This window comes from Methylophaga nitratireducenticrescens (genome assembly GCF_000260985.4).
Classification (GTDB): Bacteria; Pseudomonadota; Gammaproteobacteria; order Nitrosococcales; family Methylophagaceae; genus Methylophaga; species Methylophaga nitratireducenticrescens.
In genome coordinates, this window is record NC_017857.3 from 349,697 (window position 1) to 364,163 (window position 14,467).

The 14,467-nt window shown below is 52.4% G+C and carries 13 protein-coding genes and 1 tRNA gene; 4 read left to right on the forward strand and 10 right to left on the reverse strand.

Annotation, left to right across the window (positions count from 1 at the left end; all coding sequences use genetic code 11):
- Positions 1–77, forward strand: a tRNA-Ile gene (locus Q7A_RS01610).
- Between the two features lie 6 nt (positions 78–83).
- Here Q7A_RS01610 and Q7A_RS01615 read toward each other — a convergent pair.
- The gene (locus Q7A_RS01615; RefSeq protein WP_014705577.1) at positions 84–1,229 is read right to left on the reverse strand and encodes a tyrosine-type recombinase/integrase; all 1,146 of its coding nucleotides are present in this window, start codon (positions 1,227–1,229) and stop codon (positions 84–86) included.
- 628 nt (positions 1,230–1,857) lie between these two features.
- On the opposite strand from Q7A_RS01615, the gene Q7A_RS01630 reads away from it, so the two are divergent.
- From Q7A_RS01630 to Q7A_RS01640, 3 genes are all read left to right on the forward strand, one after another.
- Positions 1,858–2,556 (forward strand): helix-turn-helix domain-containing protein, encoded by a 699-nt coding sequence (locus tag Q7A_RS01630; protein ID WP_014705578.1) that lies wholly within the window; start codon positions 1,858–1,860, stop codon positions 2,554–2,556.
- A 169-nt stretch (positions 2,557–2,725) separates the two neighbouring features.
- Entirely contained in the window at positions 2,726–3,091 is a 366-nt protein-coding gene (locus Q7A_RS01635) for a plasmid mobilization protein (RefSeq protein ID WP_014705579.1), read from the forward strand.
- Positions 3,072–4,877 (forward strand): relaxase/mobilization nuclease domain-containing protein, encoded by a 1,806-nt coding sequence (locus tag Q7A_RS01640; protein ID WP_014705580.1) that lies wholly within the window; start codon positions 3,072–3,074, stop codon positions 4,875–4,877. The genes Q7A_RS01635 and Q7A_RS01640 overlap by 20 nt, the downstream gene beginning before the upstream one ends.
- 14 nt (positions 4,878–4,891) lie before the next feature.
- Here Q7A_RS01640 and Q7A_RS01645 read toward each other — a convergent pair whose 3' ends face one another.
- From Q7A_RS01645 to Q7A_RS01685, 9 genes are all read right to left on the reverse strand, one after another.
- Entirely contained in the window at positions 4,892–5,239 is a 348-nt protein-coding gene (locus tag Q7A_RS01645) for a hypothetical protein (RefSeq protein WP_014705581.1), read from the reverse strand.
- A 59-nt stretch (positions 5,240–5,298) separates the two neighbouring features.
- On the reverse strand, positions 5,299–6,414 hold the full coding sequence (locus Q7A_RS01650; protein ID WP_014705582.1) for an AAA family ATPase: 1,116 nt from the start codon (positions 6,412–6,414) through the stop codon (positions 5,299–5,301).
- Positions 6,415–6,447: 33 nt separating this feature from the next.
- Positions 6,448–6,957: an LAGLIDADG family homing endonuclease gene (locus tag Q7A_RS01655; RefSeq protein WP_104934283.1), complete on the reverse strand. Its 510-nt coding sequence runs from the start codon at positions 6,955–6,957 to the stop codon at positions 6,448–6,450.
- 78 nt (positions 6,958–7,035) lie between these two features.
- Positions 7,036–7,266 (reverse strand): helix-turn-helix transcriptional regulator, encoded by a 231-nt coding sequence (locus tag Q7A_RS01660; RefSeq protein ID WP_014705584.1) that lies wholly within the window; start codon positions 7,264–7,266, stop codon positions 7,036–7,038.
- 221 nt (positions 7,267–7,487) lie between these two features.
- Positions 7,488–7,628: a hypothetical protein gene (locus Q7A_RS15450; protein ID WP_014705585.1), complete on the reverse strand. Its 141-nt coding sequence runs from the start codon at positions 7,626–7,628 to the stop codon at positions 7,488–7,490.
- A gap of 119 nt (positions 7,629–7,747) precedes the next feature.
- A complete protein-coding gene (locus Q7A_RS01670; RefSeq protein ID WP_014705587.1) occupies positions 7,748–8,878 on the reverse strand; it encodes an ABC transporter permease in 1,131 nt (376 codons plus the stop codon).
- A 1-nt stretch (position 8,879) separates the two neighbouring features.
- Positions 8,880–11,642, reverse strand: a complete 2,763-nt coding sequence (rbbA, locus tag Q7A_RS01675; protein ID WP_041354222.1) for a ribosome-associated ATPase/putative transporter RbbA — start codon at positions 11,640–11,642, stop codon at positions 8,880–8,882.
- Between the two features lie 3 nt (positions 11,643–11,645).
- Positions 11,646–12,725 (reverse strand): HlyD family secretion protein, encoded by a 1,080-nt coding sequence (locus tag Q7A_RS01680; RefSeq protein ID WP_014705589.1) that lies wholly within the window; start codon positions 12,723–12,725, stop codon positions 11,646–11,648.
- A gap of 14 nt (positions 12,726–12,739) precedes the next feature.
- A complete protein-coding gene (locus tag Q7A_RS01685; RefSeq protein WP_014705590.1) occupies positions 12,740–14,227 on the reverse strand; it encodes an efflux transporter outer membrane subunit in 1,488 nt (495 codons plus the stop codon).
- Positions 14,228–14,467: the final 240 nt, after the last annotated feature.

Sequence of the window (14,467 nt, forward strand, 5' to 3'; positions counted from 1 at the left end):
GGGCCTATAGCTCAGTTGGTTAGAGCAGGGGACTCATAATCCCTTGGTCCCAGGTTCGAGTCCTGGTGGGCCCACCAATTAAATCAAGCGGTTAGCTGAATTTCAGCTGGCCGCTTTTTTTTGCCTGCGGGAATTTTGCGGGAGTCCAGTCCCACAGGTTTCCTGAATAGCACGATTTTTGGATGACCACCAAAGGCATTTGGGCATAACTTTTCCACTTCCCTGAGTAGCCCCGTAATACTGTGCTGACAATATATATCAGTAGTCCTTTTGGGTTTATGGCCAAGCAGATCACGACAGTCCTCAAAAGAAGATCCCAAAGCTCTGAGACGTGTGCCGAAGGTGTGTCTCAGATCGTGTACTCTCAGCTCAGGCAGTTCAATCTTCTGTCGAGCGTTTTGCCATCCCGTATTATTCATCTGGTAGAGCCCATTGCCACCATACGAAAAGACGAACTCAGGATGCTTGCCTCGCTGCCGCTCTACGATGTCACGGGCAATCCTGTTCAAAACGATTAATCGATCACGCTTCCCCTTAGTAAAAGCTTTGGGGATAACAAATACCGATATATTGAGTCCTGGAACAGTAACTTCCCAATGCCAGCGCAGATGACAGATCTCCTGATCTCGACAGCCAGTATTAAGTACAAACAGACTCATTTCTTTTAAATGTGTCGGCAACGCATTGAGTAAAGCCTTTTCTTCCTCCCAAGTAATGGGATAAGGCTCACGTTGTTGTTCTACTGGCAGCAGCTTTATAAAAGGCGCTTTAAGTAGCCAAGTGAGATTGTTTTCATCAATGAGCTCTCTCTCAGCAACATTCAGCACCCGCCTAACGATCTTCAGGCCATGATTAATCGTGTTAGTGGCTAGGTTAAGTTCCATACGCATAGCCACCCATTCATCAAGAGTGTCACGATTAATCTCATCAAGCGGAAGATGACCAATATAGGGCACGACCTGCTTGAGTTTACTAATAGCACTATCGATAGACTTCTGATCGGCATATTTTTTTATATACGCAGCAGCAGCCTCTTCAAATGTTCTCTTTGGGCGGATACCGAAAACGCGTGCTTGTCGGTCTGCTTCGATGAGGCAAATTAATTGAGCTTCCGCCTCTGCGAGTGAACTTGTTGCACAGCTTTTGCAAATACGTCGCCCACCGATCCATTTGTCGATGTGCCAGATTCCATCTCTGTTAAAGAGCCCTGCGGGTTTTTTTCGTCCCATAATTCATCTCCTGATGTCTTACCGGGACGCCCGTTGCTAGATATATAATGGTCCGCCCAGCGATCTAATTCAAGTCTGTCAAAAGCAATACCTTGTATTCCGATCGGGATCTCAGTGATGAATGGTCTGACAATGAGGTTAAAACGGTTGCGATCCATACCGAGATAACCTGGCGCATCGCGAAACCTAAGAATTCTTGGAAGAGGGGAATGGTTACTCATGACATACCCATCCCTAGATTAAGCATGAGTAAACTGTTCAGTAAAAATGAGAATAAGGGTGGTCCTGTATTAGGATCGCAACCCCTTAAAAGCAGACGTTTTCTCTCCTCGGCGGCGTCAATCTCTGTCTGCATTTTTAGCTTCAGTTGATTAAATAACGCCATATAATGTTCGGCGACTAACGACATACTCATAACGGTATGAATCAGTTGAAACATATATACCTCTAATTATTGTCAGGGCGGGGCGTAACTACGACCATAAAAATAGATTCCGCAGCGATGTATTTTTAGCCCCGCATGATTTTATATAGCCAAATAAATACATTGATATACATTGTATATTGACATTGTAAGTCTAGTCAAATTATAATGTATATCAATGTATATTTAGAGCTAAGAAATTACATGACAAATAAAATCACCATGCGGGCTCTCATAGATTTGAGCCCAATTTCGATGACAAAAATTGCAAATCATGCAGGGGTTGACCAGGCTAATCTATCGGCTTGGTTCACTCAAGACCGTTATTTGAGTGACGATGCAATTGAAAGAGTCCAGTTTGTGCTTGGCGTAGATGATGATCAATTAACAACGTCTAAAGTATTTGTCTGGCGGGTAGGAAGAGACTTTGGGCAGCTCCAGCATCTCGTAAAAACCTGTTTCGATAAACCTAAATTAATGCCGCTCGTTAAAAAAAGAGTAAAGCGGTACGAACTAAGTGATTTGTTTTCACAGCCAATGGCAACACTCACAGATGAAAGTGGCCACAAAGCATTGTTGATATTAAAAACATCTACCTTTAAAGACGCGATAAGTGATGCCAGAAAATTACCTTGGTTTTCTCCAGAATATCTTGAAGACACTGAATGGTTAAAGCCAATTCAAGATAATAGTCGTTATCCATTTCCAACTCCGTTGCAAGCGTCTGCCGAAGCTATCCATGAATGGAAAAAAGGCTTTATATCGATTACAGACTTCAATGAGATGTTTAGGGGCGCCAATGTGATGAGCTGGGAACAAGTAATTGATGCAGCGACCGAGTTGGGGCTTAAGCCTGCACAGGTTATGGATTGGTTAAGGCATATAACGACTGGGCAAAAATGACTTTCGTGCAATCAATTATTTTTATCGTTAACTCGAATACCGCGCCAGGAAATCACATGAGTGATATTTTGGGATCTGGTTTAAGCCAGCCTACCTCGGACCCCAAAACTTGCGTTTTGTGACCGAGGGCTGGTGAGGGGCGCTGCCCCTTCAAACCCCTGGAGAGTAGATGACTGCTGATAAAAAAAAGAAGGAAACTAAAGATAGACAGCTCAAGGTCAGGCTTACCGAAAACGAGTTTGCCAAGCTTAAAAAGGCAGCGGATGCTGATGGTGTAACGTTGGCCAATTATGCCCGCAGACAGCTTGCCCTTGATACCTTAAAGCGTAGCCCTGTAGGCAGGATGACCTATCGTAAATATACACCTGTCGATCCTGACTTATTACGTCAGATCAGCCGGCTCGGCAACAACCTTAACCAGATAGCTAGAAGGGTCAACCAGAACGATTTCGACACATCGCTTGATTTATTAAAGACCTTGCTCACCATCGAGCGCAGGTTGAAACGGGTACAGGATGCACATCAAATTTCTTGAACATGGTACCGGTCAAGTTCTTGATGCCGTGGAATACCTGTTGGCTGTCACTGATGCGAAAGGTGAACGCAGAGCTGGCGTTGAGATTCGTCGTGGCGATTTATACCAGTTAGCTTCACTGGCAGACAGTTTGGACTTCAAGTATCGCTACAGCAGCGCGGTGGTTTCCTTCCACCCTGACGATATGCCCACCGACGAACAGCTTGAGACGCTTACCGACGAATTTGAGAGGACGGCTTTTGCCGGGATGGATCCCGAACAATATTCTTGGGGCGTAGTAAGGCATGATGACAATCTGGGAGGCTTTCATCTTCATATCATTATTGCCCGAGTCGAGCTGAGAACGGGTAGGTCTTTCAATCCTGCGCCACCGGGTTGGCAAAAAACCTTCGATCCACTGAGAGACCACTTCAACACAAGGTATGGATGGAAAAGTCCTGACATCGATGCTCACCCGGAAAATGCGAGGGTAATTCAGCCGGGACACAGGGTATACCGGGATGTCAGAACTGCCGTGACCAGCGGCCTCGAAGATCCGAGGCAGGCCATTATTGAATATGTTCAGACGGGCATCGTGAGCGGCTTAGTCAAAGACCGTAAGGACATGATTGCTTACTTGGAAGAAGCAGGATTCGAAATATCCCGTGCCGGTAAAAATTACATCACCGTAATGGATCCCGATCTTGAATCAGGTAACCGTTGGCGATTAAAAGGAGCCCTATTTGATGAAAACTTTGACTTTGACCGAACGCTTGCAGCAAAAGCAGCAAGAAGAAATGGCGTTGATAGAAAACCAGACTCGGCAGCAGCTGCAACATTTTACAGACAGCTTGAAAAAAAACGTGGGGAGCGAGCTCAATATAATCAAAAAAAGTATCAGCAATCAAAAAACAGTGCTACTCGCCGAAATCAACGAGCTATCAAATCTCAGACAGAAGTGGCACAAGAAATGGAGGCTGATTTGGCTTATGCCGCTCTTGGTGAGTCTCTCCCTGCTGTTGTTGCCAGTACTGGTGATTCAGTACGAAATTTGGCAACTGGAGCAACTCAAAGCCGAGGTTCAGAATCAGAACCGGCTGTTGAGTCAGCTCAAAGACGCGCAAAAAAAACTGAAAGTCAAGAATTGCGACGGCAGGACTTGCGTGCAAATCGACGAAACAGCCCCGCAGTACAACAACGGTTACCGGATCCTTCGGCAGTAAAGAGAGACGTACCCACTCAACCACGTAGACAAAAACAGCTGTTTGGCGAAATCCTGCCTTTCAATGATATTCAACACATTGATTTGAATAAGAGGCTTTTGCGATTTAATGATGGAAGCCAAATCGAAGTAGGTAAAACAAGCCTTACAGCAAAAAAGATGAGTGACAAGAAAGCCGCAATACGCTTGATTGCCGGCTCAAAGGCCAGGCATTGGCAAGTGATCAAACTTAGCGGCAGTCTGGCATTTTTCGAGCTGGCTGCCGAACTTGCTTTTAAAGAAGGCATTGATGTTGTTCCCCTCACACCCCAACAGAAAATGATTATGGAGAAGATGTATGAGCGAGAACGTATTAACCGAGCTCGAGCGGCAATTGCTGAGACAATTACAAAGTCAGAGCGACGCCTTGATGTTATCAAATCAGCGTCTCAGCGATCTCGAGAGTTGCATGCACGTTTTACTAAAGAAGTTGGACGAAATTGGTTTAGTCAACCTGGAAATGGATTGATTGATTCTATATGGTTTAATAAGGAACAAGCATCACAGATACAAAAATCACAGCAACAGAAGAAGACTATTTCATAAACCTTTTCTACTAATTAATCGGATTTATTGGAAGTAGAGTATTTAAAACAGAGAATACCTTCAGTCTCATCAGAGAAAAGTTCATTTTGGATACGTGCTTTACCAAATAACTGATATAAAACGTGCAGTCCATCTTCGCAAGGATGTCCTGGTTGACCCAGCAAAGAGTAAGTAGAACCGGATTTGGTTTTACCAATTTTTTTCTCTTCATCAAACTCTAGAATGAGTGTGCTGAAACGAGCCAGTCGATCATTCAAGCTATAGCCGATGAAAAATTCTCCTGACTCTCCAGATGGCAAGTTTAAACAGATGATATTCCAGTTAATCAATTGAATATCTGAACGGGGCAAACCAATCAGCATTACTTTCTCCTTGTGAGTAATAGTTGTCTGCTCTAGCTGGTGTTTTGTATTAGCTTCTCTCAAATTTCGGCCAAAAACCCGATGCCCCTTGCTTTTGGCTTGGTTAATGAGGAGGAGACATCTTTTGGTAGAATCACGATTGGTTTAACTTTAGCTTTTGAACGCTGTACTGCATTCGCCATAGCATTTTCAAGCTGGATCCTTGCTATACGAGGAGATACAGTTACAAGCTTATTAATAACTTTTAAATCGAGCTCAACAGCAAAGTGTTCTCCCCAAGGTTCCAATAACAGCTCAGTGTAAATAGAGCGGACAATGGCTATTGATTGCTCTTTTGTTGGCAGAGGGATCGTTATCTCTAACATCCGAGATCGAATCGGTTCTGGGATCCTTTCGGGATAATTAGCAGACGCTATCCAAATGATTGAGCTGACATCAAAAGGAATTTCCAGGTACTCATCAATAAATCGTTTGGCGGTGTGCTTTTCTAAAAGACTGTACATTGGACCCATTGGATCGTGTCTTGTATCAACCGATGCTTTGTCGAGCTCATCCAACATAATAATGGGATTGGCAAAACGGCTAGATCGTATGCTGTTGCTGATAAAACCCGGTTTGCTGTCACTCCATGAGCTGGCACCACCTGCAACGACAAAGCCTGATGACACTGTAGAGTAATCGAGCGAATAAAAGTCTGTACCTAATACTGATGCCAGCTCGGAAATAAATCGTGTTTTGCCTACACCAGGAGGCCCAGACAGCAACAGGGGAGGCATTGAAAAAAGGTTGGGCGTCACTAAGCTTCCCAGTAAACATGCATTCTTACAAATATTGATAACGTCACTGAAATTACCAAACCGTTTGGCTAGGTCATCAAGCTTATGGATTACCTCAGGTTCGGGAGCAGCTAAAGGCTTATGATTGGGCTCTTTTAGTAGAGCCCGCAGAATCATTTTTCGTTTGCCGCTGGTTTCATTGTCGTACACACGATTGACTAGGGATTTGTCATAAATAACTTTATGGTTTTTTGCTGACAAGGCTGCTTGTACCAACATCTCATCATAGGATTCTTCATCAAAAAACATGGGAGGTTGAGTCTTATTGGCTTCTGCTTTATCAATTAATTTATGTAATGTGGACTTATCCATAATTATTCTCAGTAAAATTGTTTGCATACCTCAACCGCCCGGTTGGGGTATGTGAACAGCTCATTTCAGCCGTGAGATCTTCTGTGCCCACTTTTCCCGAATTTTGTAAATTTCTGGTGGCCATCCTTTGGCCCCTGGACGTTTACCCATAAGACCCTCCTCCCACATGGCAAAGACGGCATCTGCTTCATGCCCTTTTCGCTTCAAGTAAGGACGGATTTTGTTAAGAACATTCAATGCATGCCGGCTATCAAATACTAAAGAATACGTTTGACGGTTCATCTTTTCTGTCCGCACACCTTTATTGATTGCTCCAGACTCACCGATAATATTTTTGAAGTGCTCCAGCACCTCGAGGTTATTTTGGGTAATGGCCACTTTCAAACGATGAGAGATAGTGTCATAGCCTTTACGCGTTTGCCTTGCAATGCCAATCCAGCCTTCACCATCGATAAAACCACCTGCCCATGATAATGCCATCATTTCTTTGATTGATACTTCATCTAGGTAAGAAGTTGTTTGGTCCAAAATATGATTTTCCGTAGAGATTGATTCTTTTGAGAGTGACATATATACATCCTATAAAAGTTTACAATGTATACCTGTTGGGGCCAAAAAAAACTGGCGCAAAGCAAGTGACATTTGAAACTAATGGTATACGATGTATACTTTTTTGTCAAGTACTTTATAATTAACTTTATGTTTGATACAAAACAATTCTAATAATCCATCAGGGATAGTTCTTGCTGTAGGTTTATCAGTATCACGCTCCCAACTAATCCAAGTTTGGCGTTCAACGCGGACTGATTCTGCTGCTTCAGCTTGGGTTAAACCTAGCTCTTTACGTAATTTTTTTAATTGGTTCGGCTCGACCGGCATTATGTATAAGGCCTAATTCATGATTAATTAAATTATACTCGCACACACCGCTTCGCACTGCTTGAAAATATCCCTGGAACGGCAGGACCGCATCTGCCTGACCTAGGGCCTGCGTGACCGATTTCTGCTAATCCTAAATGGCTTACTGTGTGCCATGGGTGAAGGTTGTCTGGATCTTGATGGCGACTTGCGTCGCCGCCCATCTGGTGCTGGAACTGACGCTAGAAGGCCTGCGCGGGCAGCATGGCCAACTCCTGCCAGTTCCGGGTCTTGAGCAGACTTCCAATTTCGGCGCCAGACTCGGGAATGTTTTTCGCTTCCAGCACGCGTGGAGTTCTCCAGCCATTGCTGGCCGTTTTCATGCATCAAGCGCTGTAGGCGCAGTTGCAGGTTCGCCTTGAAGATGTTGATGGGGATGGTTTCATTGCTCTTGGTCAAACTCCTTGCTGGGATTGAAATGCCCAATCGGGCAGTCAAACGATTAGGCCATCTGGCCGATCGTTTTGCGGAAGCGTGCTAACGACAGGAAAAACAGAACCGTGCCGATAAGGGCCAGCGCCAGGAACGGCTGCCATACCGTCTCCAGGCCGGCGCCCCGGTAGAGGATGGCCTGGCTCAGTTCCACGAAATGGGTGGTGGGTGCGATCAGCATGATGTTTTGCACGATCTCGGGCATGCTTTCGCGCGGTGTGGCGCCACCGGAAAGCATCTGCAGCGGCATGATGGTGAGCATCATCAACATGCCGAATTGGGGCATGTTGCGCGCCAGGGTGGCGATGAAGATGCCCATCGAGGTGGTGGCGAACAGGCTAAGTGCCGCGCCGGCAAGGAACAACGCAATAGAGCCATCGATGGGCACACCAAGGACACCGCGCACCATGAGATTGAGAGATAGGAACGCGGCGACCAGCACGATCAGGCCCATCGACCAGACCTTGGAGAGCATGATCTGCCCGGGAGTCACGGGCATCACCAGCAGGTGCTCGATGGTACCGTGCTCGCGCTCCCGGATCAGTGCTGCGCCAGTCAGGATGATGGACAGCAGCGTGATGTTGTTGATGATCTCTACCACCGAGCCGAACCAGGCCTTGTCGAGCGCGGGGTTGAAGCGCGCGCGCAATGCCAGATCCACGGGTAGCGCCTCGGTGCCGCGGTAACGTTTGACGAACTCATTGACCTCACCTGTGAAGATCTGTTGGATGTAACCGCTGCCGGTGAAGGCCTGGCTCATGCGGGTGGCGTCGACATTGAGCTGCACTGCGGGTGATCGCCCCGCCAGCACGTCACGCTGGAAGTTGAGCGGAATGACCAGAGCGAAGGTGTACATCCCCGCGTCCATGCCCGGATCCACATCCCCATAGTCGACCATGGCCGGTGGCGTGAACTGCGGCGGGTAGAAGGCCGAGGCAATCCGCAGGGACAGCGCCGAATTATCCTCGTCGACGATCGCGATCGGCGCGTTGTGCAGCGTCTCCGGCATGGACGTGGCTGAGGTGTAGACTGACGCGGTGAACACATAGGCGATGAGTACGAGCATCATCGGATCGCGCCACAGACTCCACAACTCCTTGACACCGAGGTCGTAGATATTGGCTAGGTTTCTTCTACGCATCTCAGCGCTCCTGCTTCTTGAGTAGCAAAACGGCTGCGCCGAGAATGACCGGGACCGACATGAGCATCGACCACAGCGGCCCTGTCAGATCGGCCAGGCCGAGCGCTTTGCTGAACACGCCGCGACTGATGGAGATCATGTGCGTGGCGGGATAGATCTCGCCGATGAACTTGCTGGAACCTTCGAGCGAGGACACAGGATCGATCAGACCGGCGAACTGGGTGGCCGGTATCAGAGTGCCGATCATGGCAAAGAACATGGCCGCGATCTGGCTGCGGGTGACGGCCGAGGCGAGCAGCCCCATTCCTGTCGCAGCGAAAGAGAAGATCAGCGCGGCCAGCGCCAGGGTAAAAAAGCTGCCCATGACTGGCACACCGAAGGCAGTGACCGCGAGCAGCGTCATAAGCAGGAAGTTCACCATGGCCAGGCCGACATAGGGTAGTTGCTTACCTAGCAGGAACTCGATGCGCGTAACCGGCGTCACGTAGAGATTCGTGATCGAGCCGGTCTCCTTCTCGCGCACCACCGCAAGCGCGGTCAGCATCGCCGGCAGCATGAGCAGCAACAGGGGAATCACGGCCGGCACCATGGCCGGCAGGCTCTTGACATCGGGGTTGTAGCGAAAGCGAGTCTCGACGCTGGCATTTGCGGTTATGCTGGGGCCGCCGCGCTCGCTGGCCTGCGCCAACAGCCAGTGCTGGTGCATGCCCTGAACGTAGCCCTGGATGGTTTCCGCGCGTTGCGGCATGGCACCATCGATCCAGGCGCCGATCTGCACGTTCTGACCTCGCAACACATTACGGCTGAAACCAGGGGGGATTTCGATGGCCAGCGACAGTTCGCCGCTGCGCATGCGCCGGTCGAGATCGTCGTAGTCGACGATCGGCGCATGCTCGGTAAAGTAGCGTGAGCCGGCCAGGTTCAATGTATAGCTTTGACTGAGCGTGGTCTGATCCCGATCAAGCACCGCATAACTCAGATCCTCGACGTCCATGGTGATGCCGAAGCCGATCACGAACATCAGTAGCAAAGAACCGCCCAGCGCCAGGGTAGCGCGGACCGGATCCCGCTGGAGCTCCAGGGTCTCGCGCCACAGATAGCTGAACATGCGCTGCAAGCTGAATCCGCCAGTGCGGTGCCGACCGTGTTCAGTGTGCATCGCTGATAGCTGCTTCTCGTGATTGTCGGCCTCAGGCTGGCTGGGCGGGGCGGCTGTACCGCCCTCGGCTTCAAGGAGGTAGCCGATAAAGGCCTCTTCAAGGGTTTCAGCACCGCGTTTCTCGACCAGTCTGGCGGGCACGTCGCTATCAAGCACCTTGCCCGCATGCATCATCGACATGCGGTCGCAGCGATCAGCCTCGTTCATGAAGTGGGTGGAAATGAAGACCGTCACCCGGTCTCGCCGCGACAGTTCGATAAGCAGCCGCCAGAATGCGTCACGTGCCACCGGATCGACGCCGGAGGTCGGCTCGTCCAGAATCAGCAGCTCGGGCTTGTGCACCATGGCGACCGCCAGCGACAGGCGCTGGCGTATGCCCAGAGGCAGACTGGCCGGCAGGCTGTCGAGGACTTCCACTAGCCCGAAGCGCTCCACCATCTCATTCACGCGGCCGGGAATGTCCTTCGGGGGCACGCTGAAGAGCTTGGCGTGCAATTCCAGGTTCTGTCGTACCGTGATTTCGCTATAGAGCGAGAACGCTTGCGACATATAGCCGACACGGCGACGGGTGTCGAGGTCATGCGGATCCACTTCGTGGCCGAATAGCGAGGCCCGTCCCTCGCTCGCTGGCAACAGCCCGGTGAGCATCTTCATCGTCGTGGACTTGCCGCAACCGTTGGAGCCGAGGAAGCCGAAGATTTCGCCGCGTCGGATGCGAAAAGAGACGCCGTCGACGGCAATGAAGTCGCCAAAGCGCATGGTCAGCCTCTCGGCCTCGATGGCAATATCGTCCGCGCCGCCCTCTGGCAAGGGTGGAATGACTACCGCTTGATGTCCGCGCTTTTTCTCTTCCGGGAGCAGGCGGATGAATGCCTCTTCCAGGTTCGGGCTATTTGTTTTTTCCAGCAATTCCTTCGGCGTGCCGGTGGCAAGGACCCTGCCGTCGTCGATGGCGGCCAGCCAGTCGAAGCGTTGTGCCTCATCCATGTAGGCGGTGGCCACGATCACGCTCATGCCGGGACGATCGGCGCGGATGCGCTCGATAAGATCCCAGAACTGCGCGCGCGCCAGCGGATCCACGCCGGTCGTTGGTTCATCGAGAATCAGGAAATCCGGGTCGTGAATCAGCGCACAGCACAGGCCGAGTTTCTGCTTCATGCCCCCGGAAAGCTTGCCTGCAGGACGTGACAGGAACTTGTACAAGCCGGTAGCCTCGGTGAGCTCATCGATGCGCTGGCGGCGTTCTGCGGGAACATGACCGAACAGGCGCGCAAAGAATTGCAGATTCTCCTCAACCGAGAGGGTCGGATACAGGTTCTTGCCCAGCCCCTGTGGCATGTAGGCGATGCGAGGGCACACCTGCTTGCGATGGGGCTTGCTGGCCATGTCGCCGCCCAGCACCTCGATCGTGCCCTCCTGAATGATGCGCACACCGGCCAGTAGCGAGAGCAGGCTAGACTTACCTACGCCGTCAGGACCGATCAGGCCGACCATCTGTCCGGCGGGGATGTCCAGGTCGATGCCGTCCAGGGCCATGACGTTGCCGTAACGTAAGCGCACCTGACACACGCTTGCAACGGTCACGGGTTGTGCACTGTGGCTCATACCTTACTCCGGCACGCGAAGGGACAGGTTCTCTGGCCACTCGGCATTGGCGTCGAGCTTGACCCAGGCCACTCCGGGCAGCCCGGTCTTGACCTGATCCAGATGTTCACGCAGCAGATCCTGGGAAATCTGCCCGCGCACTCGGAACATCAGTTTCTGCCGCTCGCTCGCGGTTTCAACCGTCTTAGGGGTAAATTGCGCCACACTGGCGACGAAGGAAACAGTGGCTGGAATAACAAAATCCGGCGCGGCATCCAGAATGATGCGTACCTCGGTGCCAAGCGCTACGCGGCCGGCCACGGTTTCGGGCAGGAAGAAGGTGATGTACACGTCCGACAGGTCGATCAGGTTCAGGACACGTCCGCCGGCTCCAAGCACCTCACCGGGTTGCGCCACACGAACCTGAACTCTTCCGTCGCGCGGCGCGCGCAGTTCGCTGTCGCGGATGTCCGCTTCGATGCGATTGATGCTGGCCGTGGCAGCGGATACGCTGGATCTCGCGCCGACAAGGTGCGCCTTGGCGCCCTCGACCGCGGCGCGGGCAGCGGCAGTCTGTGCTTTGCTTGCCGCGAGCGTCGCCTGTGCACCCCGTACGCGTGCTAGGTCATCGTCCAGCTCCTGTAGCGAGGCGGCACCCTCTTGGGACAGGGTCTGCGAACGTTTCAGCCGCCGTTGCGCAGCGTCGAGCTCCGACTCACGCTGACCAACGAGGGCCTGCGCAGCGACAACGTCGGCTTCGTGCAGCGCCACCTGTGCCTGCGCTGCGGTCACCGAGTGCTCGGCCTGCTGGCGCATGGCGAGGGCCTCGTCGCGCTGCGCTTCCAGCGTTTCCAATTGCATCTTGGCCAGTGGCTGGCCCGCCGTGACGAAGTCGCCTTCACGCACGAGGATGTCTTCGATACGACCGGGCAGCTTGGTGGCGATGTCGATCTCGGTAGCTTCAATGCGGCCATTGCCGTTGACGAACCCATCACCGGGCCCGCTGTCTGCAAGCTCTGTCCAGCCCCAGTAGGCCAGCGCGATAACAACCCCTGCAGCGGCAGCGACCAGGAGTTTTTTCTTGAGAGAGGATGAGACAATCATAGGTTTCGCGTGCCTTAACGGGTTGATGGGATGGAAGCGGGCGTCGAGGTCGCATCCTGCGCCTGGCCAGTTGCGGCGAGGGTGCCGCCGCCGAGCGCGGCATATAGGGCCACCTGGCTGGATAGCAGCGCACGGCGGGCCTGTATCAACTGCTGTTCGGTATCAAGCAAATCGCGCTGAGCGTCCAGCACCTCCAAGAAAGCGGCCGAGCCGTTGTCGTAGCGCAACTGGGCCAGCCGTGCGCGTTCGTTCTGCGCTTCCAGATTGGCTCGCTGGATAGTCAACTGCTCAGCCAGCCAGTACTTGGCGCTCAGCGCATCGGCCACTTCGCGAAAGGCCGTTTGAATAGTCTTTTCGTAGCCGGCAACCGCGATGTCACGACGCACTTCGCTCAGTTCCAGGTTTGCGCGCCGCCGCCCGCCATCGAAGATGGGCAGCGACAAGGTAGGCATGAAGATCCAGGCGCGGCTGCCGGAATCGAACAGGCCGTTAAGATCGGAACTCGCCGTGCCGAGGCTGCCGGTCAGCGCGATGCGCGGGAAAAACGCCGCACGGGCCGCGCCGATATTGGCATCGCCGGCACGTAATTTGTGTTCGGCGGAAATGATGTCCGGGCGACTGACCAAGAGCTCCGAGGGCAGACCGGCCCTGAGTTCGGCCAGCACCGTTGTTTCATCGAAGGGTGCCTTGGCGGGCAGCGAACCAGGATCGGCGCCTACCAGCAGTGCCAACGCGTGCAGTTGCGTGTCGCGAGCTTGCTTAAGCCGGGTTAGCAGCGTCTGAGCCTGGTTCAGCAAAGTCTGGACTTGAATGAGATCCAGCTTCGAAGTCGAGCCGACTTCAACACGCCGCCGGAAAATGCGATAGGACTCCTCGCGGGTCACGACGGTTTGCCGCGCAATGGCCACGCGTTCGTCTATCTCGCGCAAGCCCAGATAACCGTCGGCCACCTGGGCGATCAGCGCCAGGTGGACGGCCTGGCGGGCCGCGTCGGAAGCCAGCCAGCGTTGCAGGGCAGCGTCTTCCAGATTACGGACCCGGCCCCACAAATCCAGCTCCCAAGTGCTCAAACCCACCTCGGCCCGGTACTCGCCGCCAACCTGCGACCGGCCTGAAACGTTCAGATCGCCAGGGATGCGTGCGCTTCCACCCTGGGCCCCGACGCGTACGGCAGGAAATCGATCCGAGCGCTGAATACGGAATGCCGTGCTGGCTTCCTCGACACGCAGCGCGGCCAGGCGTAGATCGCGGTTGTTCTCCAGAGCTGTCTTAATGAGGCGTTGCAGCAAAGGATCCGTGAAGTACGCCTGCCAGGCAAGCTCTCCCCCGCGGACACCCTCGGTGCCCGATTCAATATGATCAGGCCAAACCTCGGGTACCGGCAGCGGCGGGGTGTAAGGAGCAGGAGCGAGCGACATGCAGCCAGTAAATATGACGGCGCTCAACGCCAGCGAGAAAGTGCGCAGCCTGAACTCAGGAAATAAGGGAAGAGCTGGGGGCATAGTCACATTCCGTAGGGGGGGCTAGCTGAATGGAGCCTGGCTGTATAGGAGTAGCCACCCACGTACAGCGTTGCGTCGGCACGTCAATCATCAACAAACGCTGTAATCGAGCGCGACCTTGATGGTCGTTTACGTCACGTATGGCCTTTCTCGAAAGAGTTATCAATCTCACGCCACTTCCTTATTAAGGTCTGCACCGATGCCTCTAGCGGCCGATCGCTGGAGGCTCTTACTGCTTCA

Coding starts and splice junctions, on each gene's coding strand:
- Q7A_RS01615 (WP_014705577.1), bottom strand. CDS start 1,229: ATGGGACGAAAAAAACCCGCAGGGCTCTTTAACAGAGATGGAATCTGG.
- Q7A_RS01685 (WP_014705590.1), bottom strand. CDS start 14,227: ATGCCCCCAGCTCTTCCCTTATTTCCTGAGTTCAGGCTGCGCACTTTC.
- Q7A_RS01635 (WP_014705579.1), top strand. CDS start 2,726: ATGACTGCTGATAAAAAAAAGAAGGAAACTAAAGATAGACAGCTCAAG.
- Q7A_RS01670 (WP_014705587.1), bottom strand. CDS start 8,878: ATGCGTAGAAGAAACCTAGCCAATATCTACGACCTCGGTGTCAAGGAG.
- Q7A_RS01655 (WP_104934283.1), bottom strand. CDS start 6,957: ATGTCACTCTCAAAAGAATCAATCTCTACGGAAAATCATATTTTGGAC.
- Q7A_RS01630 (WP_014705578.1), top strand. CDS start 1,858: ATGACAAATAAAATCACCATGCGGGCTCTCATAGATTTGAGCCCAATT.
- Q7A_RS01640 (WP_014705580.1), top strand. CDS start 3,072: ATGCACATCAAATTTCTTGAACATGGTACCGGTCAAGTTCTTGATGCC.
- Q7A_RS01660 (WP_014705584.1), bottom strand. CDS start 7,266: ATGCCGGTCGAGCCGAACCAATTAAAAAAATTACGTAAAGAGCTAGGT.
- rbbA (WP_041354222.1), bottom strand. CDS start 11,642: ATGAGCCACAGTGCACAACCCGTGACCGTTGCAAGCGTGTGTCAGGTG.
- Q7A_RS01645 (WP_014705581.1), bottom strand. CDS start 5,239: ATGCTGATTGGTTTGCCCCGTTCAGATATTCAATTGATTAACTGGAAT.
- Q7A_RS01680 (WP_014705589.1), bottom strand. CDS start 12,725: ATGATTGTCTCATCCTCTCTCAAGAAAAAACTCCTGGTCGCTGCCGCT.
- Q7A_RS15450 (WP_014705585.1), bottom strand. CDS start 7,628: ATGAAAACGGCCAGCAATGGCTGGAGAACTCCACGCGTGCTGGAAGCG.
- Q7A_RS01650 (WP_014705582.1), bottom strand. CDS start 6,414: ATGCAAACAATTTTACTGAGAATAATTATGGATAAGTCCACATTACAT.